Below are 16672 nucleotides of genomic sequence, written 5' to 3'. Positions count from 1 at the left end.
AAATCCAAAATAAAAATTAGTTTCTCTTATTCAACCAAACTACGAGAGGAACGAAAACATCCTTATCGGCATTCTTTCCGACGATCAAATCCATATGACCGTAATCTTCGGAATGGTTGTTGGCTCTGGATACGATAAAAAGGGTTTTATCTTCGGAGGATATCGTATCATAAGCGTAACGAAGAGAATAGGCCGTTCCGATCTTGTCTCTTCTTCCCGCAATCAACAAGGTGGGAATTTTAATATTCTTAAGTCCGTTTGAGTAGGAAATTTTACGATCTAAACTTCGAAGTTCTCCGCTTTCCACAAGATCCTGAAATTGAAGGACTTCTTTCTTCGTTCCCGGATTGATCGAAGTCGTTTTTATTCCCGAAAGAATCGAAGAGTCGATATTGGGTTCGTGCCAAAAAAGCTCTTTGAGGAATTCTTGGGGTAGAAACGGAATTCCCGTTGCTCCTTCGATTCCAATCCAAGTTTCGGCGGGAACGACGGGCAAAAGGCTCATCAGCCAAGTAAGAGAACCCCAACTTTTAAGGGCGGAACTCGGAGAATCGAGAATTGCGGAAGAACCGATCGCGACAAAATTTACGATTCTTTTTTCGCCTAAGCTTCCAATTCTCGAATAGATGATCGTACCGCCCATACTATGACCAATCCAATTGACCTTATCCTTTCCGGTATAATTTAACACGTGTTTAATGGCCGTGTCCGCGTCATACTGAATATAGTCGTCCATGCCGTAGGAGAAAGTTTTATCTCCGAAAAACAAAGAAGGATAACCCGCATCCCTTCTCCCTCTCAGATCCAACAGCCAAACGTCGTAACCTTCTTTTTGAAGTCTTCCGACGATGGAGCTTTTCTCATTGATCTTCATGTAGGTTCTATTGGTTATCGATCCGTGGCATAGTATAACCGGATATTTTTTGGAAGGGGAGCCGGGTGCCGGTGGAAAATGTTCCATCGTCAGATCCCAACCGTCTTCGGTTTTAGGATGATGAATTTCACCTTGAAGTTGTATACTTGCTTTGCATTGGGAAAGGAACGTTCCCAAGAGGAGAATCAGAAAAATTCTTCGTATAGTAGCGTTCATTAGAAAATCAAACTATCCTCCGATTCGAAGAGGGGCAAGTAGAATTCTTAGACGATCTAGGAGCCTTCTTTCCTAACTTTGAAACCCGTCTTGAGATATTTATCGATTTTCGGTTTGATCACATAATGACAATAAGCCTGTTTCGGATTCGTTCTGAAGTAATTTTGATGGTAATTTTCCGCAGGATAAAATTTTTCCAGCGCTTCCACCTGCGTTACGATCGGATTCGAAAAATGTTCTTCGGCTTTTTGTATGGATTGTTCCGCTTGTTTTTTCTGTTCGGGAGAATGGTAAAGAATAATGGATCGATATTGAGTTCCTATGTCGTTTCCTTGTCGGTTTAACGTTGTAGGATCGTGAGAGATCCAAAAAATTTCGAGAATTTCGAAATAACGAATGATCTTCGAATCGAAAGTGATTTGAACCACTTCTGCGTGTCCCGTCGTTCCCGAGCATACGGAACGGTAATCCGGATTTTTCGTTTGTCCCGCCGCGTATCCAGACACGATCGATTCTATTCCTTCCACCATTTGATATACGGCTTCGAGACACCAAAAACAACCGCCGCCTAATGTTGCCTGTTCCATACTTACAACCTTACCCACAAATTCCGTTCGATGTGGAAATCTTCGCGAGATTTTCCTTTTCTATTTTACTTTCGTGCAACCTAAATTCGAAACCAAAATTTAGATTTTCAGGGAAATCGCAAAAACGATAAATTTTTCCTCTTTGGATTTGGATCGATCACGATCAAAAACCGCATCATAGGAACGAAAATAACGCCCTTCCAACCGAATCATTGCGCTTTCGTTCGGAATATAATCGAAGGTGACTGTGGCGCCCGAAGTCAAAAATCCGTTTTTTGTGCCGGTTTGAATAATCGTTTGTTCGGGATCGTACATCCTTTCAAGACGAACTGAGGTGCGGAAGATTTCGACCGGCCTCAGAGTTATCCAAAACGTTCCGTGGTACCATTGTCTATAAGCTTGAACGCCCGGATCGGGTGCCCTTTGGATTCCAATGTCGCCCGATCCCGCCACGATGATGTATTTTGTGAAATGATATTGAAGTATTAAATTATTATAATATCTTGTTTGTCTAGATTGATTATCGGGGGCCTCGTTTCCGACAAAGGTGTTGTGCGTGATCTTGAACTTATCCGTGACTTTATAATCGACTTGGGTTCCGATCGCTTTATCCCGATTTGTTTCGGTGATATTCGACCAACCGTTCATCAAATGGAGTTGAAAGGATAATTTATCCGAATATTGATAAGAAAGTCTGAAACCGCTCGAATAATAAGGCACGTAATCCAGTGCGAGTGCCCTCGAATAGTTCCAATTATTCTGAGAAATCCAATTTTCGAGTCCTATATTTCCGAAGTAGACTCCTCCGTCGAGCCAGAGATTTTTTGCGAGTTTGATCCCGGCGTACGCTTCTTGAATGTTACGCACAGAAATCTGATTGGAATTTTTTTCGTTACTTACTTCGGCTTTGTAGTTTGCGTTTACAGAGTTTCCGAATTGGAAAGCGACTCTTCCCCGATATCGATCCGTTTCGATTTTTCCGTCCACATAAGCGAGATTGATATTACCTTCATTCCAACGTGCCGGTTGAGTGAGATATCGGTTGTCCCTCGAAGTCGGACGATACGGATTGTGTGCGTAATAAGAATCTATAAAAAAACCGAATCTGGGTCCTTGTTCTTTTGTTTTCGGTTCTTCGTTTTCTTTTTTCGGAATTTCTTCTTGGGTTTGAGATTGCAATTGGGTTTGAGATTGTACTTGGATTTGGGCCTGGGATTGTTTTTCTGGATGGACTTGGAATTGTGTTTGCGTTTGTGTAGATGTCGAAGTCTGCGACTGTAGTTGTGTCTGTGTAGGTGTTGAAGTCTGCGGTTTGGATTCCGGTTGTTGGGATAAATCGAAATTCTTAGTTTGCGTTTTTGAATCGAACCCGGTGTTCGTCCGAACCGCAGGTGCGGATTCTTTTCTTTCTTTTTTTTGAGCTGCGGAATTGCTTTGAATGTCGGCTTGGATCGAAGAAGGCGAATTCTTTTCCTGAGCGCGGAGCGAAGAGATGCAAAGCACAGCTCCTAGGAAATAGATCGGGATCAAAATTCTGCATTTCAAAAACGAAGCCGGAAGGATCCTCTTTTTGTTTCTAAAATATTCCAATCCTTCAATATTTATTTTTTGTATCATGATTGAATCTTAATAAATCGATCTTAAAATACAAGATCTCTGTCTCTAATTTTCGGTAAGGGAGAGCTTCTTTTAAGTTAAGAAAGAATTAAGTTCTGCGACGAATGTCTTCAAAAATCCAGCTAAAAAGAAATGTCGATTCCAAAATCGGCGATTGATCTTTAAGAAATCGTTCTCAAATTTGAACCCGCCTAAGCGGGAAAGGCTTAAAAAAATTCGAATTTGAAAAAGAATCAAAACAAGAATTCAAAACGGAAAAGATCCGTTTTCATTTCTGGAAGAATTTTCGGAGGACGTCGAAGCGCATGATTCTTTGTTAACGTGAGTTCGGCGTAAGAAAATAAGAAGAATTTTCTAAAAGTATGAGTCCCTACTTTTAAAATTTGCTCGTAAAATCGCGATCTGTTGTAATTCCCACATTTTAAGAATAGATTTAGAGAGTTCAAATTTCAACTTCCTATAAAAAGATGAATCATGGATTTCTTACGGCCCTGCTCACGTTTTGTTAAAAACGGCTCAAAGCTTGGCAAACTCAAGGGACAATAATTTTACAAAGGGTTGCGGCACGGACTTCCTACGTCGGCAGTTTCGGTTTAAAATGTAGGAGCTATTACAATTTTCCTTTTCTCGGCCTTTCCGATCTTTTATACTGACCAAGTCACAGGAGAGTCTATGATTCAAAACAACTACTTTTCGGATAACCAAGATATCCAGAATCATTTTGAGCACATACTTCCCTGGACTGAAATCATACTCGATTACGAAAACGAATTCCCCGATCCTTCTGACGGAGGGCCGACAAATCCATCCGAAACAAAAGAATATTATAAAACTCTTTTAAACACCGTGGGAGATTTAGCCGGAAACATTCTTTCTCCGCATGTGGCGAAACTCGACAGAGAAGGACTGAAATTCAAAGATGGTAAAGTCGAATTTCCGCCGAAGATGCTCGAACTGGTTTCCAAAGTCGTAGAAGCCGGAGTTCAAGCTTACGGATTTTCGAGAAAATACGGCGGACTTGGCGTACCTTGGACCGTGAAGTCGTTTATTTCCGAAATTTTCTACAGAGTGGATACGTCACTCGCCATTGCCATTGGATGCGTAAATCTCGCCGAAATTTTGGAACATCATGCGGCTTTGGAAATGAAAGAGGAATGGGTTCCGAAATTTGCTTCTGGAAAATTCGTCTGCGCAATGGGACTCACCGAACCCGATCACGGTTCCGATCTTTCTAATCTTAGAACCAAAGCCACGAAAGATAAGGACGGAAATTGGGTGTTGAATGGAACCAAACGGTTCATTACACACGGTTGCGGGTTCGGCGACATCCCTGCCATTTTATTGACCCTGGCACGTTCTGGAAAAACGGGTTCCGGCGCAAGGGGGCTCTCGCTTTTTCTCGTTCAAAGCAAAGACGTTCAAATTGCGGGAATTGAGCGCAAACTAGGGCTTCATTGTTCTCCTACTTGTGAGGTAGTTTTCGAAAATTCTCCGGGACTCTTAATCGGGGAAGAGGGTCTCGGGCTCGTAAAATATACGATGGGAATGTTGAACGGGGCGAGAATGGGGATCGCACAACAATCCACCGGACTTGCAACCGCGGCGTATTATGAATCCCTAAAATATACAAAGGAAAGAATTCAATTTGGAAAACCTTTGATAGAAATTCCTGCGGTAAAAAAAATCATCGATCGAATCGAAAGGGAAATGTATGCGATGCGATGTCTGACTCTGGAAGGTTCCCGAGTGATGGATCGTTATTATTGGAGAACGTTTCGTCTTGAAAAACAAGGAGCTACCGAAAAAGAAGCGAAGAATGACACCGTCGTGCGCTATTGGGAGAAGATCGCAAATGTACTTACTCCGATCGGCAAATTCTATTGTTCCGAAACCTGTTTGAAAGTGGTCAACGACGCGCTTCAAATTCACGGAGGTTCTGGTTACACCGAAGACTATGATATCTCTAGAATCTATCGTGACGCAAGGATCACCACGATTTATGACGGAACCTCGCAAATTCAAATCAACGCGTGTATCGGGGGAATCACTTCCGGTTTGACTCATTCGTTCGGAGAATACATTTCCGAACTCGTAAATCAATCGAATTTCCCTCTTACTCATAAATTGTTTCGCGAATTTCAAGAGTTGATATTTCTCTACAAAAGTTTTTCAAAAAAAGAAAACAAAGACATGTACGCAGAAGAAATCGTTTTTATTTGTTCCAGACTTTTAGCGGGAGTTCTGCTCGAACTTTCCTGTAGAAGACTTCCGGAAGAGAGAAAACAAGCCCGACTCAAACACATGAAAGATTATCATCTTGATACTCTTTTCTTTCTGGAAGGTAATCTTGCAAAATTAAAAGAGGCAAACCGAGTTCCTATTTGAACGAATGGTTTTCCAAGTCACTCTGTTTGTCATTTGTCAGCCCAAAGTCGCTTCCACTTCAAGCCCTTCCATTGGTTTGAGAGTTCTGCTTGCACTTGTGTTTCAAAATGTTGCTCATCTCTACATAATAGAGTGTCCAAAATTCTGAGTCTAAACGTAGGACTTGTGCTCAAATTAACGGACGGTTTTTACAAAGATATAGAAGCGCTCACAAGATTGCGCCGAATTTAGAATTGTTGGCTTTTTTGAAGAGAATTTCTAACATTCTAAATTTTGAAACAAACTATTACAGTATTCTTTTCGTGTGTCCGAGTGGTAAAACTTGCTTTTAAGTTTATATTTAAGAATTGACTTAATTAAATTAATGCTTTAATATGGTTATATGAATGCTTTTGCTGCTTTGGCAGACGATACGAGAAGAAAAATTGTGAAATTGGTGGCCAAGAACGGGGAACTTACCTCGACTGAAATAAGCCAAAATTTTAAAATGAGTCCGCCCGCTATTTCACAACACTTAAAAGTGTTAAAAGAAGCGAAAGTTCTTCACATGAAGAAAGAGGCCCAAAAACGTATCTATAGCCTTAACGATTCGGGAATGAATGAAATGGAAAATTGGCTACTAGATATTAAAAATCTATGGAATAAACGCTTGGATAATTTGGATAAATATGTTCTAAAAATAAAAAAGGAAAAATCCCATGATAAAAAATAACGTTGAGACAATCATCGAAAACAACAAAGTCATTTATAAAAGACACTTCGATGTATCGATCGATCTTCTCTTCGAGGTATGGTCGTCTCAGGAGCATCTTTTGCAGTGGTGGGGTCCAGATGGCTTTACATTGACGACTAAAAGTATGGATTTTTCAAACGGTGGAATTTGGGACTTCATCATGCATGGTCCTGACGGACATGACTATAAAAACAAAATTCAATTTATAGACATTAAAAAACCTCATTACATTTACTATAAACATCTTGGTGACGGCGAAGGCGCTGAGGATGTTGATTTTCAATCGAAAATTATATTCGAAGAAGCTGGCGAAGGCACGAACCTAACAATGGAACAGATTTTCCCGAGCAAAGAAGAACTTGAAAGAGTTAACAACAAATATGGTGCAATTGAAGGTGGTATTCAGCATATTGGCAAGCTTGGTAAATACTTAGAGGTACTTAAATAGGGGCATAAGATACATATAAGAAGTTGCCTGTTGGATTTTAAGGTTAAGTTTGGGTTGATGGAATAACGTGCCTTTATGGTATTCGTATATTCGGTTGTTATTATGTGTTTATGCGACATTCAGAGTTATACGAAATTTCGTGACAAGAGGAAAAGAATTCCGCACGAAAAAATACTGCCCTTGAAATTAGTCAGCCGCCCGTCCACTTTTTTGCTAAAAGGTACTCAAAATCTGCACAGCAAAACCAAACGTCTTTCCGTAACGGTTCGGTAATCTTCCACGATCGGGCCCGGGCGAAACTTGAAACATACAAAACATGCGTTTCTTCATAAGCTGTGAAATAGACGGGCGATTTGGAGATGAAATTCCAACTAAATTTCGTGAAATCCGCAAATACGTAGAGGAGCACCTCAACGCCAGACTAAAAAACAAGGACTACGGGCCTGACGTGAAAAGCCTCGGATTATCCCGATTATCCTCCAGCAAGACATGCAAAAAACGCACAAGGAACGTAAATTATTCCAGCGGAAACAGCGCTCAGCCGACTATCGTCTATACATCGATTTTGATCGATTCGCTTTGGCTTCCGCGGACCAAGCGATAGATCTTTTGCTGAAGAATATTCTCGATTCAATTCGCCATCTATCGACCAAGACCAAAGATTGCGATGCAGGGTTCTTAGAGGCAGACATTTTGCAGATTTTTGAAAAAGAATACTCCGAACTATGACGGATTTGACCAAATACTTCGCGTATCAACGGCTACCAGTCGTGCGGTCAAAAGATGCCCATAGTAGATCGCTGCAAATATGACGGAACAAAAGGGATCCCTTTGTTCCCGAGACGAGCGGCTACGAAGGTTGTTCGCTAAGTCTCACTTGAACCTCGTGCCAATCCCTCCGCGCGTAAGCGCTACGGAGCGCAAACGTCAAGGAGACTCTTTCGTTATGCGCAAAAGCCCCAAAGTTAATTTTGAATACAAGACTTCAAGTAAGAGAGGGGAAGCTTTAGATTGTAAGACAAATTAAGTTTGACATAGGTAACACTATTGTATATACTAAGTTGTAACGAGTTAAATCATGATTAAAAAACTAATTCAACACGGTAATAGCTCTGCATTAATTATAGAAAAGCCAATTCTTAAACTTTTACACATTACTTCCGATACTTCATTGGATATTGGTACTGATGGTAAAAGTTTAATCATCACGCCAATTGATAGAAAATTAGAAACAAGTCTTGGAAAAATAAATAAGAAACACGGTAAGACGCTTAAGCGACTCGCTGAATGAATTCGGCTTCTTCTGTTAGATATTTGTTTTACGAAGAAATTCTTTATATTCATAAGAGCCAAATAGAAGTGGACTTATGATGAAGCAATTTTGCAATTAGAAACTTCGAAATTAAAAAGATATTGAGTAACGTCGTTAGACACCATTGAGGAAATCAATTGAATGAGAATAAAAATAATTGTAATTGTTCTTCTGTTTATACTGTCACCTTTAGGCGCTCAAAAACGTAAACGTGTTAAAATTCATACTTCATTTGGTCTTTCAAATAGAACCGAATCAATATTGAAGACAATTAAAAATAAAGATAGAAGCAATAACTCATACGTTTTAAACAAAGATGATATTGCTGCCCTTTTGGATATTTTACAAAAGACAGATATGTGTATAAAGGCTACCGTTGAAAATATATCTAATAAACAAACTGTCGCCTATAAAAAGTTTAGAACTATCGACGCAATTTCAGGCATAGGTGAAATTAAAATCATTAGATCCTTTGAAATGGGAATTTTTAATCCTACGGTAGAAAGTTGGACGTCGCAATATTGAATGAAAATACTTTTTTTGCTTTCATAAATAATTCAGGAAATCTTGTTTTTCTAGAGACGGGTCTCTTTTCGTTAACGCGGATGGATTTATAGTCAACCGAATAGGATATTATATCTATCCTAAACTTCAACTTAGACAAAATGATTCAATAGTAACATTGCATATTACTGAGGACGGCGCTTTCTTTGTGAAAGACGATCTGAATGAGGATAGAAGGGTCGGTCAAATAAAGATTTTTACTTTTCAAAACCCTGAAGCACTTTCCTTTGATAAGGGCTGTAATTGTTTTACTTCATCTCTCTCTAATAAAGAATATTCTGAAAGTAATCTATCCTTGAATAACGACAAGATTATGTTACAAGGATTTCTTGAGTTGAGTAATGTAATGATAGTGCAAGAACAAGTTAATTACTTAGAACTTATTCGTTTCTATAATCTCATTTATGATACGATTACGCGCTTAGATCCGAGTTTCTCAGGAGTTTACAAAACTCATATTTACGATCCAAAATATGTTGATTCTCTTAATGTCAATATCAAATAATTCGATACGGGATCTCGCATTACTAGTTGAATATTTCAATTTCATTATACTTAATTTTTCAGCAATTCTAACTATAATATCTCCACGGATAAGAATGTGATATCGTCTTGGATTTTTTGACCCGAAAGAAAGGATTGAAGATCTGCGAATACGGATTGTACGATTTCTGAAACGGGCTTGGAAGCCTGTGTGAGTATGGATTCTGAAAGCCTGCGATCTCCGAACTCTTCTTGGAATGGATTGAATTCCTCTGTCATTCCGTCTGAAAAGAAAAATAATTTATTCCCTTTTGATATCTCTAAAAACTGAGAATTATATTTTATATTTTCAAGAATACCTATGATCGGTCCGTTTCTGGACAGTTTTGTGATCGTGTTTCCGGAAAGATAGAATTGATCCGGATGACCCGCTGCGGAGTAGGAAAGTATTCCTTGTTCGACGTCCACGTCGGCGACGAGGCAACTGAAAAAGGATTTGAGGGTTTTGTATTTCGCGATGATTTCCTGGTTGAGTTCGGAAATTATTTCACCCGGAGGCAAGTCTAGATATTTCAAACTTTCATATTCTGATTTAATCAGCATGGTGACTAACGCAGCTTGTACTCCATGGCCGGTAGCGTCCGCTAAAAAGATTCTCACCTTACCGGGGGAAATTTCCGCGTAGTCGTAGATATCGCCTCCGACTTGGGCCATGGGGACGTATTTCGTGAGAATATATATCTTGCCTAACGTAGCTTCCGGTTTGGGCAGAATTCTGTCTTGAATCTTTTGCGCGTAAAGTAGGTCTTTTTGAAGCAGATTGATCGTATTATTGAGCTCTGCTGTTCTTTTCGCAACTTTTGTTTCGAGTTCCGCGTAAAGGTTTGCGTTTTCGATTAGAATTGCCGCTTGTCCGGCGATCAGCTTTAGGGTTTGAATATTGTTTTCAGTGAACACCCCTTTGACTAATTGATTTTCGAGGTAGAGAATCCCTTTGAGTTCTCCCGCGTGTAGCAGAGGAATACAAATCATAGATTGAGGTTTTTTTTCTTTGATGTACTGATCGGTGAAATCTTTGATCAAAGAGGAATCCAATTCGCGAGTGGAAATTATCCTATGCGTTCTAAAAACGTAATTAAGGTATGAAATCGGATATTGAGTTTCGTCGATTTTCGGAAAATTTTCCACTATAATTTCCGTTTCGCCACTTTGTCCCGTAAGATAGACCGTTAGATTTTTGTTGTATAAATGAAAATAAATGGCTCTTGTCGCACCTGCGGTCTCTATGGCGATTTGAATTAATTTTTTCAAAAGGTTATCTAAGACAATCCCTTCAGAAAGAACATTATATGTTTTTAATATAATTTCCTGATCCAAATTCGTATTTTGGTTGTTAGGCTTTTTTTGAGTCGTTTCATGGGAAAAAGTCAGATTGAACCGTTTTGCAAAACGATTTTTAAGATCGGCGACCTTGGCGGAAGCTCCCCATTCGGAATAAAAATTGATGGCAAGTTGTATGTAATGGTTTCCTAAGGAAAAGTTTCCGATTTTGTAATGAAATCTTGCTGCGATTTCGCTGGATAGGGCTTGAAACGAAACAAAACCGGCTTCTTGAAAAAGTTTGATCGCTTTTTCGTAGCTTGTGGTCGCTTCGGAGATTTTTCTTCGCGCTCTTTCTCTTTCCGCGTGTAAAAGTTCGAGAAGTCCCATGAAATTTTCAGGACAATTTTTACTCCACTTAGTAAAATAAGAGAATATAAGATTTAGTTTTTTTGAATATATAATCCTCTTAAAAAAAGGAAGTTCTTCGAAAGTTGCCAAAATGGTGAGTCCGTAATAAAACCAAAATTCGGCAAAAGGAACTAAACCGAACGCATTCTGGATTAGATCTTCGCCTTTTTGGCCGTAAAAGAGAGCTTTTGAAAATTGTCCCGAAAAATAATGAAGTTTGGTAAGATCGTGATAGTAGTAGAAAAGTGCGGTATGATTCTTATCTTGTATGATCTTTCTTTCGAAATTTTCCATTTGAAATTCCGAATCGTTTAAGGAATCAGGGGACGAAGTTTTTCCGGCGAGAGCTTTGAGCAACTGATGGGAACTTTTTGCAATCATAAACGCGAAATTGTCTTTTGCGGTTTTAAAGTATCTCTCCGCGAAATCTGCGTGCATTAAAAGTTCCTCTATCGGGTAGGAAGCGAAGATTTCTTTCTGGATCTTTGCCTGAAGGCTAAATCCCGCATAAAGAATATCTCCGTTTCGTAAGGCTCCTTTGTGAACTTCGTCTAACAGCTTTATGTCGGGAGCGATATGTTTCTTCCAATGACAAAGATAAGCTGAATAAACGTACTGTACTTTCCATTTTACAAGGTCGAAGGGAATCTTTTTGTTTAAATCCATCGCAATCTTGAAATAACGTATTCCTTGATTCAGATCTTTTAACATTTGGTTCGCGATCATTCCGTATCCGCTGTACGCAATCGGGCTACTTCTGGAAACTCCTTTCGTTAAAGAAGTATTAAATATCTTTAATACTAAGAGCGCAAAGAGATTTTGATTGTACGTGAATGCGGAAGGGCCAAGATCTGCAAAAAGGTCGATCAGGGCTTGGTATTCCGGTTCCGAATTTTCCTTTAGGTGAACGAGTTCGAAATCCGATTTTCCCTTGGATAAAATCAAAGAGAGAAGTAATTCCTTCAAAAGCGCCAAATTAATTTTAAATCGAGAGTGAGGAATGTGAATCTTGCAACGTTTCATCGCGCATAAACCTGCTGAAACGGCTTTTTCGACCTTGTTCATTTTAGAATAGAGCCGAACACGTATCATATTGGCGCGGATGTACTGTAAATTCGAAATGCTTAAATTTTCTAATAATCCTAAAAGCGATACTGCCCTTTCGTAATTGTTCAGGAGGTATTCCGTTTCTGCGGTTTCCAAAACCACATTGGAATAAAATTCCAAATCTTTGATGCAAACTTCCTGATTTAAGGAATTCAATGCGGAGTTCAGATATTGAAGGGAGCTTTCGTAAGAACCTAAGCTTTTGGCTTGAAGACCGGTTTTGTAGTTTAGGGTTATAAGATTATTACGAAGAGTTTCTTCTTCGATCTGATCAAGAGCCTGATTAAGATGATTTGTGATTTCAAAGAGGATTCTATTTTTAGGTTGCGGACCGTGAATGGCGAGTAGGGTTACCCCCGCTTGTTTATGAAATTCTTTCCGTTTCGATTCCTCCAAAAGGCTGTAAGCCGCTTGTCGAACTCTGTCGTGCGAAAAACCGAAGGTTCGTTCCGAAGAAAGGCTTTTTTCGAAAATAGACTGATTCTGGTTATGGAAGGGTATTAAAAGCCCTTCTTTTACGGCTTCCCAAAGAATTTGATTAAGTTTTAGAATATCAAAAAAACTTAATTTTGAAATGAATTCTAAAGTGAATTGTTCTCCCAGGCAAGAACAGATTCCTAGCAGTTCCCGAATCTCCGGAGTAAGCTCCTTAATTCTATCGCAAAGAAAATCGACAACATTATCCGCAGCGGATAGACTATCGACCTTTTCGAGATCCCAGTTCCAAAGTTGAGATTCGAATTCGTAAGAGAGAATATTCGTTTTTTTACAGGTTCTAAGGAGCTGAATGACCGCTAAAGGATTGCCCAATGTTTTCTTATGAAGGATGGAGGTTACGGACCGAGTTTGTTCTTCCGAGCTGGGAACCAAATCCTGAATAAGGTGGTAGATACTTTTTTTGCCGAGCGATTCGATTGTGATCAGAGTTTTTTGAATCTTATTCGTTTCGATGGATTTTAGGATTTCGGAAAATGGATTTGGAGATTCGACGGCCTCTGGTCTAAATGAGAGAATACATAAGAAATTCTTAATTTTCGAATGAATAAAAAAAGTCTCTATGAGATTAAGGCTTGCCGGATCGGCCCATTGTAGGTCGTCCATATAAAGAACGAGCGGTCTGCTCATTTCGGAAAGGGCTCTGATAAAGTTATGGAAAGTATAGTAGAAACGGTTTCGATTCTCATCTGGAGGCAATTCGGACAATTCCGGTTGGGGACCTAAAATAAACTCCAATTCGGGAAGCTGATCCAGAAGTATTTTTCCGTTGTCTCCTATGTGTTGGGTGATCAGTTTTTTTAATTTCCCGATTTCTTTTTCCTGTTTGGAAAGTAAAGTCGGAACTAGCTCCCTGAAGGAATGAATGAGTCCGCCGAACGGAATCGATCTTTCATACTGATCGAACTTACCTTGAATGATAATTCCGCCTCTTTCGGAGATACTTTTTAAAAAAAATTTTGCAAGTGCCGATTTCCCGGAACCAGAATCACCCGTGATGAAAACAAGCTCCGTATCTCCCCGAAGTACTTTATTAAAAGAGGATTCTAAAACGGCTTTCTCCTTATCTCTTCCGTGAAGAATGGAAGAATCGAATGTTAGTTCCGGGATGTCTTTGGAGCCGGGAATGAACGTTGAACCGATTTCTTTTTTTTGAAAATCTTGAAGACAGAGTTTTAAGTCATATATCAACCCATCAATAGATGCATAACGTTTATCCGGATCTTTTTTAAGTAATTTCGAAATAACGAGTGAAATCGCAATAGGCAGTTCTTTCCGAATTATGTGTACGGGAATCGGTTTTCTTGCGAGATGGGCGTGTAAAATTTCGTTTCCGTTTTTGGAAGTAAACGGAAGAATTCCAGTAATCATCTGATAGAAAATGACTCCCAAAGAATAAAAGTCCGTGCGAAGATTCAGGATACGAGAGAGTTTTCCGGTTAGTTCCGGGGAGATGTAGGAGAGAATTTCGACGGGTAAATCCGGCGTAATAGAAATTGAGGTTTCTTTATCCGAAAAAGTTGCGGATGAAAAATCCGTGATTTTAACGATCCCCGTTTTCGTTTGAACCCAAATGTTGTCGGGACGGAGTGCTTGGTGGAGAATTTTTTTTTCGTGAATTTCTTTGAGCGCTAAAGAGATACCCATGGCAATCTCAAAAAATTTCTCAATAGAATTCACGCCGTTAGGAAACAATCTCGAAAGAGGAACGGAATTACAGTCTTCGATTACGAGAATTGGAACGTCTTCATGTCGTATTAATTCCAGGGAATTCTGAACTCTCGGTCCTTTGACAAAATTGGAAATTCTAAAATCGTGATAGATTTTTTGAATGTTTTTAATAGTCGGTTTTTTTTGACGAAGGAGTTTGAGAAGAACGCGTTTCCCCGATCTTTGATCCAGAGATTTATATATTAGAAATTGATGATCTACGGAGAAGAATCCGAACGTCTTAAAACCGTGGAGCTGGAATTCCATCCTAGAAGAATCGAATGTCCTTTCTAAAATCAAAATCGAAAAGAAAAAATTCGACTTCCAAAATTCAAGAAAAACACCGAGCCGCTTCGATACCGCTTACGACTGTACTTTCCACGCATCCTGCGTTTAACACCGAATTTTGAATCCAATCTCCGGTAATTACAAGATTGGAGTATCCGTTATCTCCCGCCGAAAGCCTGTATTTCGTCGAACCTTTTACCGATAAAACGTATCTTTCGGTGGGTTGAATATTTAAACGGACATATTGGGATTCGATTCTTTGAGGTCCTTTTTCCGTTTTGTTTGCATCCAATAGAAAATCCCAATTGAACCCTGAAGTTTTTCCAGGAATAGTAGAAGTCGGCCAAAGAACGCGCACGTCTTGCTCTAGAAATTTCACAATCCTTTCCTTTAACTTTTTCATCTGAGTCGGTATATCCGGATCAACCAAAGGATCCTTAGGCGTTATTCCGACGGGAGAAGGGCCGCAAAAATAGGCGATATGATTTGGCGAGAGAGAATCTGGCCAAGACTCTCTATTGATGAGGTGGCTCATGTCACACCAAGTGTCGAAAGGCTCCACGTAAGATCCTAACACCGGAGGTTCGTTCTTCCAATACTTCCATCCCAGACCTGCGATATCGGGATACATCCAAAGTTGAAACGCATCCGTTAGACAAGTTGTGATCGATTCCGTCATTTGTTTCCATTTTGAGCTTTCCTCTAAAATCTTCGGACATACGAAAGGAATTGCGCCAATGGAAATTCCGAATACGATTCGATCGAAATCATTTCCGTATTCGAGAATGATCTCTTCCTTATCCTGCCATGTGGACCAATAATCTTCCAAGCATATATGATATTTTTTTAATATTTCTCCTTCCACGATCTGGTCGTAGAGAGGTTCGCTCGGCCAACACGCAAGTCCTTTTACGTTTATCAAAGGATCGTACTCATCCTTATTTAGGTTCACTTGTTTGCCGATTTTTACGGTTTGAATCAAGGATTGTCCGTTTAATTTTCCGGGGATCAGTTCCCTCACTCGATGAAAGAATTTAATATGAACTCCGCGCCTTTTCAGGATTTCATACAGAGGGGCGAAAATTGCGTCTCCCATTCCCGCTTGCATTCTATAAGCGACCGCACCTTTGTAAGTGAAGACCATTCTTAAGGCTCCTTTAAGAGCCGTTCCGGCGGCGAAAGTGTATTGCTCTTTTCCTCCGAATACGAGACCGTAGATCGCTTGTACGATCGCGGAGTTGATCGTGAGTTCGTTTGCTCCGTGACGTCTAAGCCATTCCCTATAATCGAAGTCGTCTATGCTTTCGAAACCTTTTTCTAAAAGGTTATCTTTGATCATTCCTTTGATATTGGTGAGACTGAAATCGGTTAAGATCCAGAATCTTCTCACCTCGGTGTTCGATTCGATCTTTTTCTCTACTTTTTCCCAAAGATTATCAATGAATAGGTCTAAGATTTTTAGAAATCGATCGCGAGCAAAATCATCGTTTAGTTTATCCGAAATATTTTTTAGAACGAGAATGACTTTCTCGATCGTGTCCAAGTCGGCTCTTTCCTTGTCTTCTATCCATTCCGAGATTAGTTTCCAGATGTTTTGATCGTCAATTTGCTCGTTTTCCTGAAAAATAGATTTTCGATGACTTATATAATATTCGTTCACGTAATTTAGAATCATCGAAGGATAAACCGAAGGATCCGGAAGCTCGGTTGTATCTCCGGGGATTTGATTGTTCATCGGAAATCGCATCGGCCAAGGCTGGTAACTTCCATTTATCTGTTCCTCCAATACGAAAAAGTTCGCCGGTTTAAACGCTTCTTCCCAGGTGGCCAAAGGATCGGTGAGAGGTCTTCCGAGTTCTTGATAACATTTTCTGATGAGTTGAAAAGCGTGATCGTAAAATCCGAACCAGATGTGCAATCCGTGTTCTTCAATTCGATTGGAGAAGTCCTGATTTCTACCGCTTGCGCCTTTTCCGCCGAGTCTCCAACCTAATTGATAAATCGTAATGTCGTATTTCTCCTGCCAATCGGGTTTAGAAGTGATTTCGTATGCAGTAACGAGAGAACTCAAACCGCCTCCGAGTATGATTACTTTTTCTTTTTTGTTCTTCATAAAATATCA

11 protein-coding genes and 1 pseudogene are annotated in these 16672 nt (G+C 39.8%); 7 read left to right on the top strand and 5 right to left on the bottom strand.

Annotated features, from left to right (window positions below; genetic code table 11):
* Nucleotides 1-16: 16 nt before the first annotated feature.
* The 3 genes from FHG67_RS17770 to FHG67_RS17760 form a co-directional block, all read right to left on the bottom strand.
* Entirely contained in the window at nt 17-1090 is a 1074-nt protein-coding gene (locus FHG67_RS17770) for an alpha/beta fold hydrolase (RefSeq protein ID WP_004499427.1), read from the bottom strand.
* Between the two features lie 56 nt (nt 1091-1146).
* Nucleotides 1147-1677: a peptide-methionine (S)-S-oxide reductase MsrA gene (msrA, locus tag FHG67_RS17765; RefSeq protein ID WP_004499435.1), complete on the bottom strand. Its 531-nt coding sequence runs from the start codon at nt 1675-1677 to the stop codon at nt 1147-1149.
* A gap of 99 nt (nt 1678-1776) precedes the next feature.
* Nucleotides 1777-3294, bottom strand: coding sequence for a porin (locus tag FHG67_RS17760; protein WP_004501101.1), 1518 nt, complete (start codon nt 3292-3294; stop codon nt 1777-1779).
* A 672-nt stretch (nt 3295-3966) separates the two neighbouring features.
* Between FHG67_RS17760 and FHG67_RS17755 the strand changes: the two genes are divergently transcribed.
* From FHG67_RS17755 to FHG67_RS21870, 7 genes and pseudogenes are all read left to right on the top strand, one after another.
* Nucleotides 3967-5679 (top strand): acyl-CoA dehydrogenase family protein, encoded by a 1713-nt coding sequence (locus FHG67_RS17755; RefSeq protein ID WP_004498629.1) that lies wholly within the window; start codon nt 3967-3969, stop codon nt 5677-5679.
* 382 nt (nt 5680-6061) lie between these two features.
* The gene (locus tag FHG67_RS17750; RefSeq protein WP_004501043.1) at nt 6062-6391 is read left to right on the top strand and encodes an ArsR/SmtB family transcription factor; all 330 of its coding nucleotides are present in this window, start codon (nt 6062-6064) and stop codon (nt 6389-6391) included.
* Nucleotides 6378-6860, top strand: coding sequence for an SRPBCC family protein (locus FHG67_RS17745; protein ID WP_004498610.1), 483 nt, complete (start codon nt 6378-6380; stop codon nt 6858-6860). The genes FHG67_RS17750 and FHG67_RS17745 overlap by 14 nt, the downstream gene beginning before the upstream one ends.
* 316 nt (nt 6861-7176) lie before the next feature.
* Nucleotides 7177-7589 (top strand): annotated as a pseudogene (locus FHG67_RS17735) (Imm44 family immunity protein).
* A gap of 349 nt (nt 7590-7938) precedes the next feature.
* Entirely contained in the window at nt 7939-8151 is a 213-nt protein-coding gene (locus FHG67_RS17730; RefSeq protein WP_016758293.1) for an AbrB/MazE/SpoVT family DNA-binding domain-containing protein, read from the top strand.
* A gap of 162 nt (nt 8152-8313) precedes the next feature.
* Entirely contained in the window at nt 8314-8697 is a 384-nt protein-coding gene (locus FHG67_RS21875; protein ID WP_036074894.1) for a hypothetical protein, read from the top strand.
* A 187-nt stretch (nt 8698-8884) separates the two neighbouring features.
* Nucleotides 8885-9241, top strand: a complete 357-nt coding sequence (locus tag FHG67_RS21870; protein WP_232423604.1) for a flagellar basal body rod protein — start codon at nt 8885-8887, stop codon at nt 9239-9241.
* 71 nt (nt 9242-9312) lie between these two features.
* On the opposite strand, the gene FHG67_RS17720 is transcribed toward FHG67_RS21870, so the two are convergent.
* Entirely contained in the window at nt 9313-14529 is a 5217-nt protein-coding gene (locus tag FHG67_RS17720) for a trifunctional serine/threonine-protein kinase/ATP-binding protein/SpoIIE family protein phosphatase (RefSeq protein WP_036085998.1), read from the bottom strand.
* A 64-nt stretch (nt 14530-14593) separates the two neighbouring features.
* Nucleotides 14594-16663, bottom strand: a complete 2070-nt coding sequence (locus FHG67_RS17715; protein ID WP_142499868.1) for an NAD(P)-binding protein — start codon at nt 16661-16663, stop codon at nt 14594-14596.
* Nucleotides 16664-16672: the final 9 nt, after the last annotated feature.

It is taken from the genome of Leptospira weilii (assembly GCF_006874765.1).
GTDB lineage: Bacteria > Spirochaetota > Leptospiria > Leptospirales > Leptospiraceae > Leptospira > Leptospira weilii.
The sequence above is the reverse complement of the archived record's forward strand: the minus strand, read 5'-3'. Positions and strand labels throughout refer to the sequence as shown.

Coding starts and splice junctions, on each gene's coding strand:
- FHG67_RS17755 (WP_004498629.1), top strand. CDS start 3,967: ATGATTCAAAACAACTACTTTTCGGATAACCAAGATATCCAGAATCAT.
- FHG67_RS17745 (WP_004498610.1), top strand. CDS start 6,378: ATGATAAAAAATAACGTTGAGACAATCATCGAAAACAACAAAGTCATT.
- FHG67_RS17760 (WP_004501101.1), bottom strand. CDS start 3,294: ATGATACAAAAAATAAATATTGAAGGATTGGAATATTTTAGAAACAAA.
- msrA (WP_004499435.1), bottom strand. CDS start 1,677: ATGGAACAGGCAACATTAGGCGGCGGTTGTTTTTGGTGTCTCGAAGCC.
- FHG67_RS21875 (WP_036074894.1), top strand. CDS start 8,314: ATGAGAATAAAAATAATTGTAATTGTTCTTCTGTTTATACTGTCACCT.
- FHG67_RS17715 (WP_142499868.1), bottom strand. CDS start 16,663: ATGAAGAACAAAAAAGAAAAAGTAATCATACTCGGAGGCGGTTTGAGT.
- FHG67_RS17730 (WP_016758293.1), top strand. CDS start 7,939: ATGATTAAAAAACTAATTCAACACGGTAATAGCTCTGCATTAATTATA.
- FHG67_RS17750 (WP_004501043.1), top strand. CDS start 6,062: ATGAATGCTTTTGCTGCTTTGGCAGACGATACGAGAAGAAAAATTGTG.
- FHG67_RS17720 (WP_036085998.1), bottom strand. CDS start 14,529: ATGGAATTCCAGCTCCACGGTTTTAAGACGTTCGGATTCTTCTCCGTA.
- FHG67_RS17770 (WP_004499427.1), bottom strand. CDS start 1,090: ATGAACGCTACTATACGAAGAATTTTTCTGATTCTCCTCTTGGGAACG.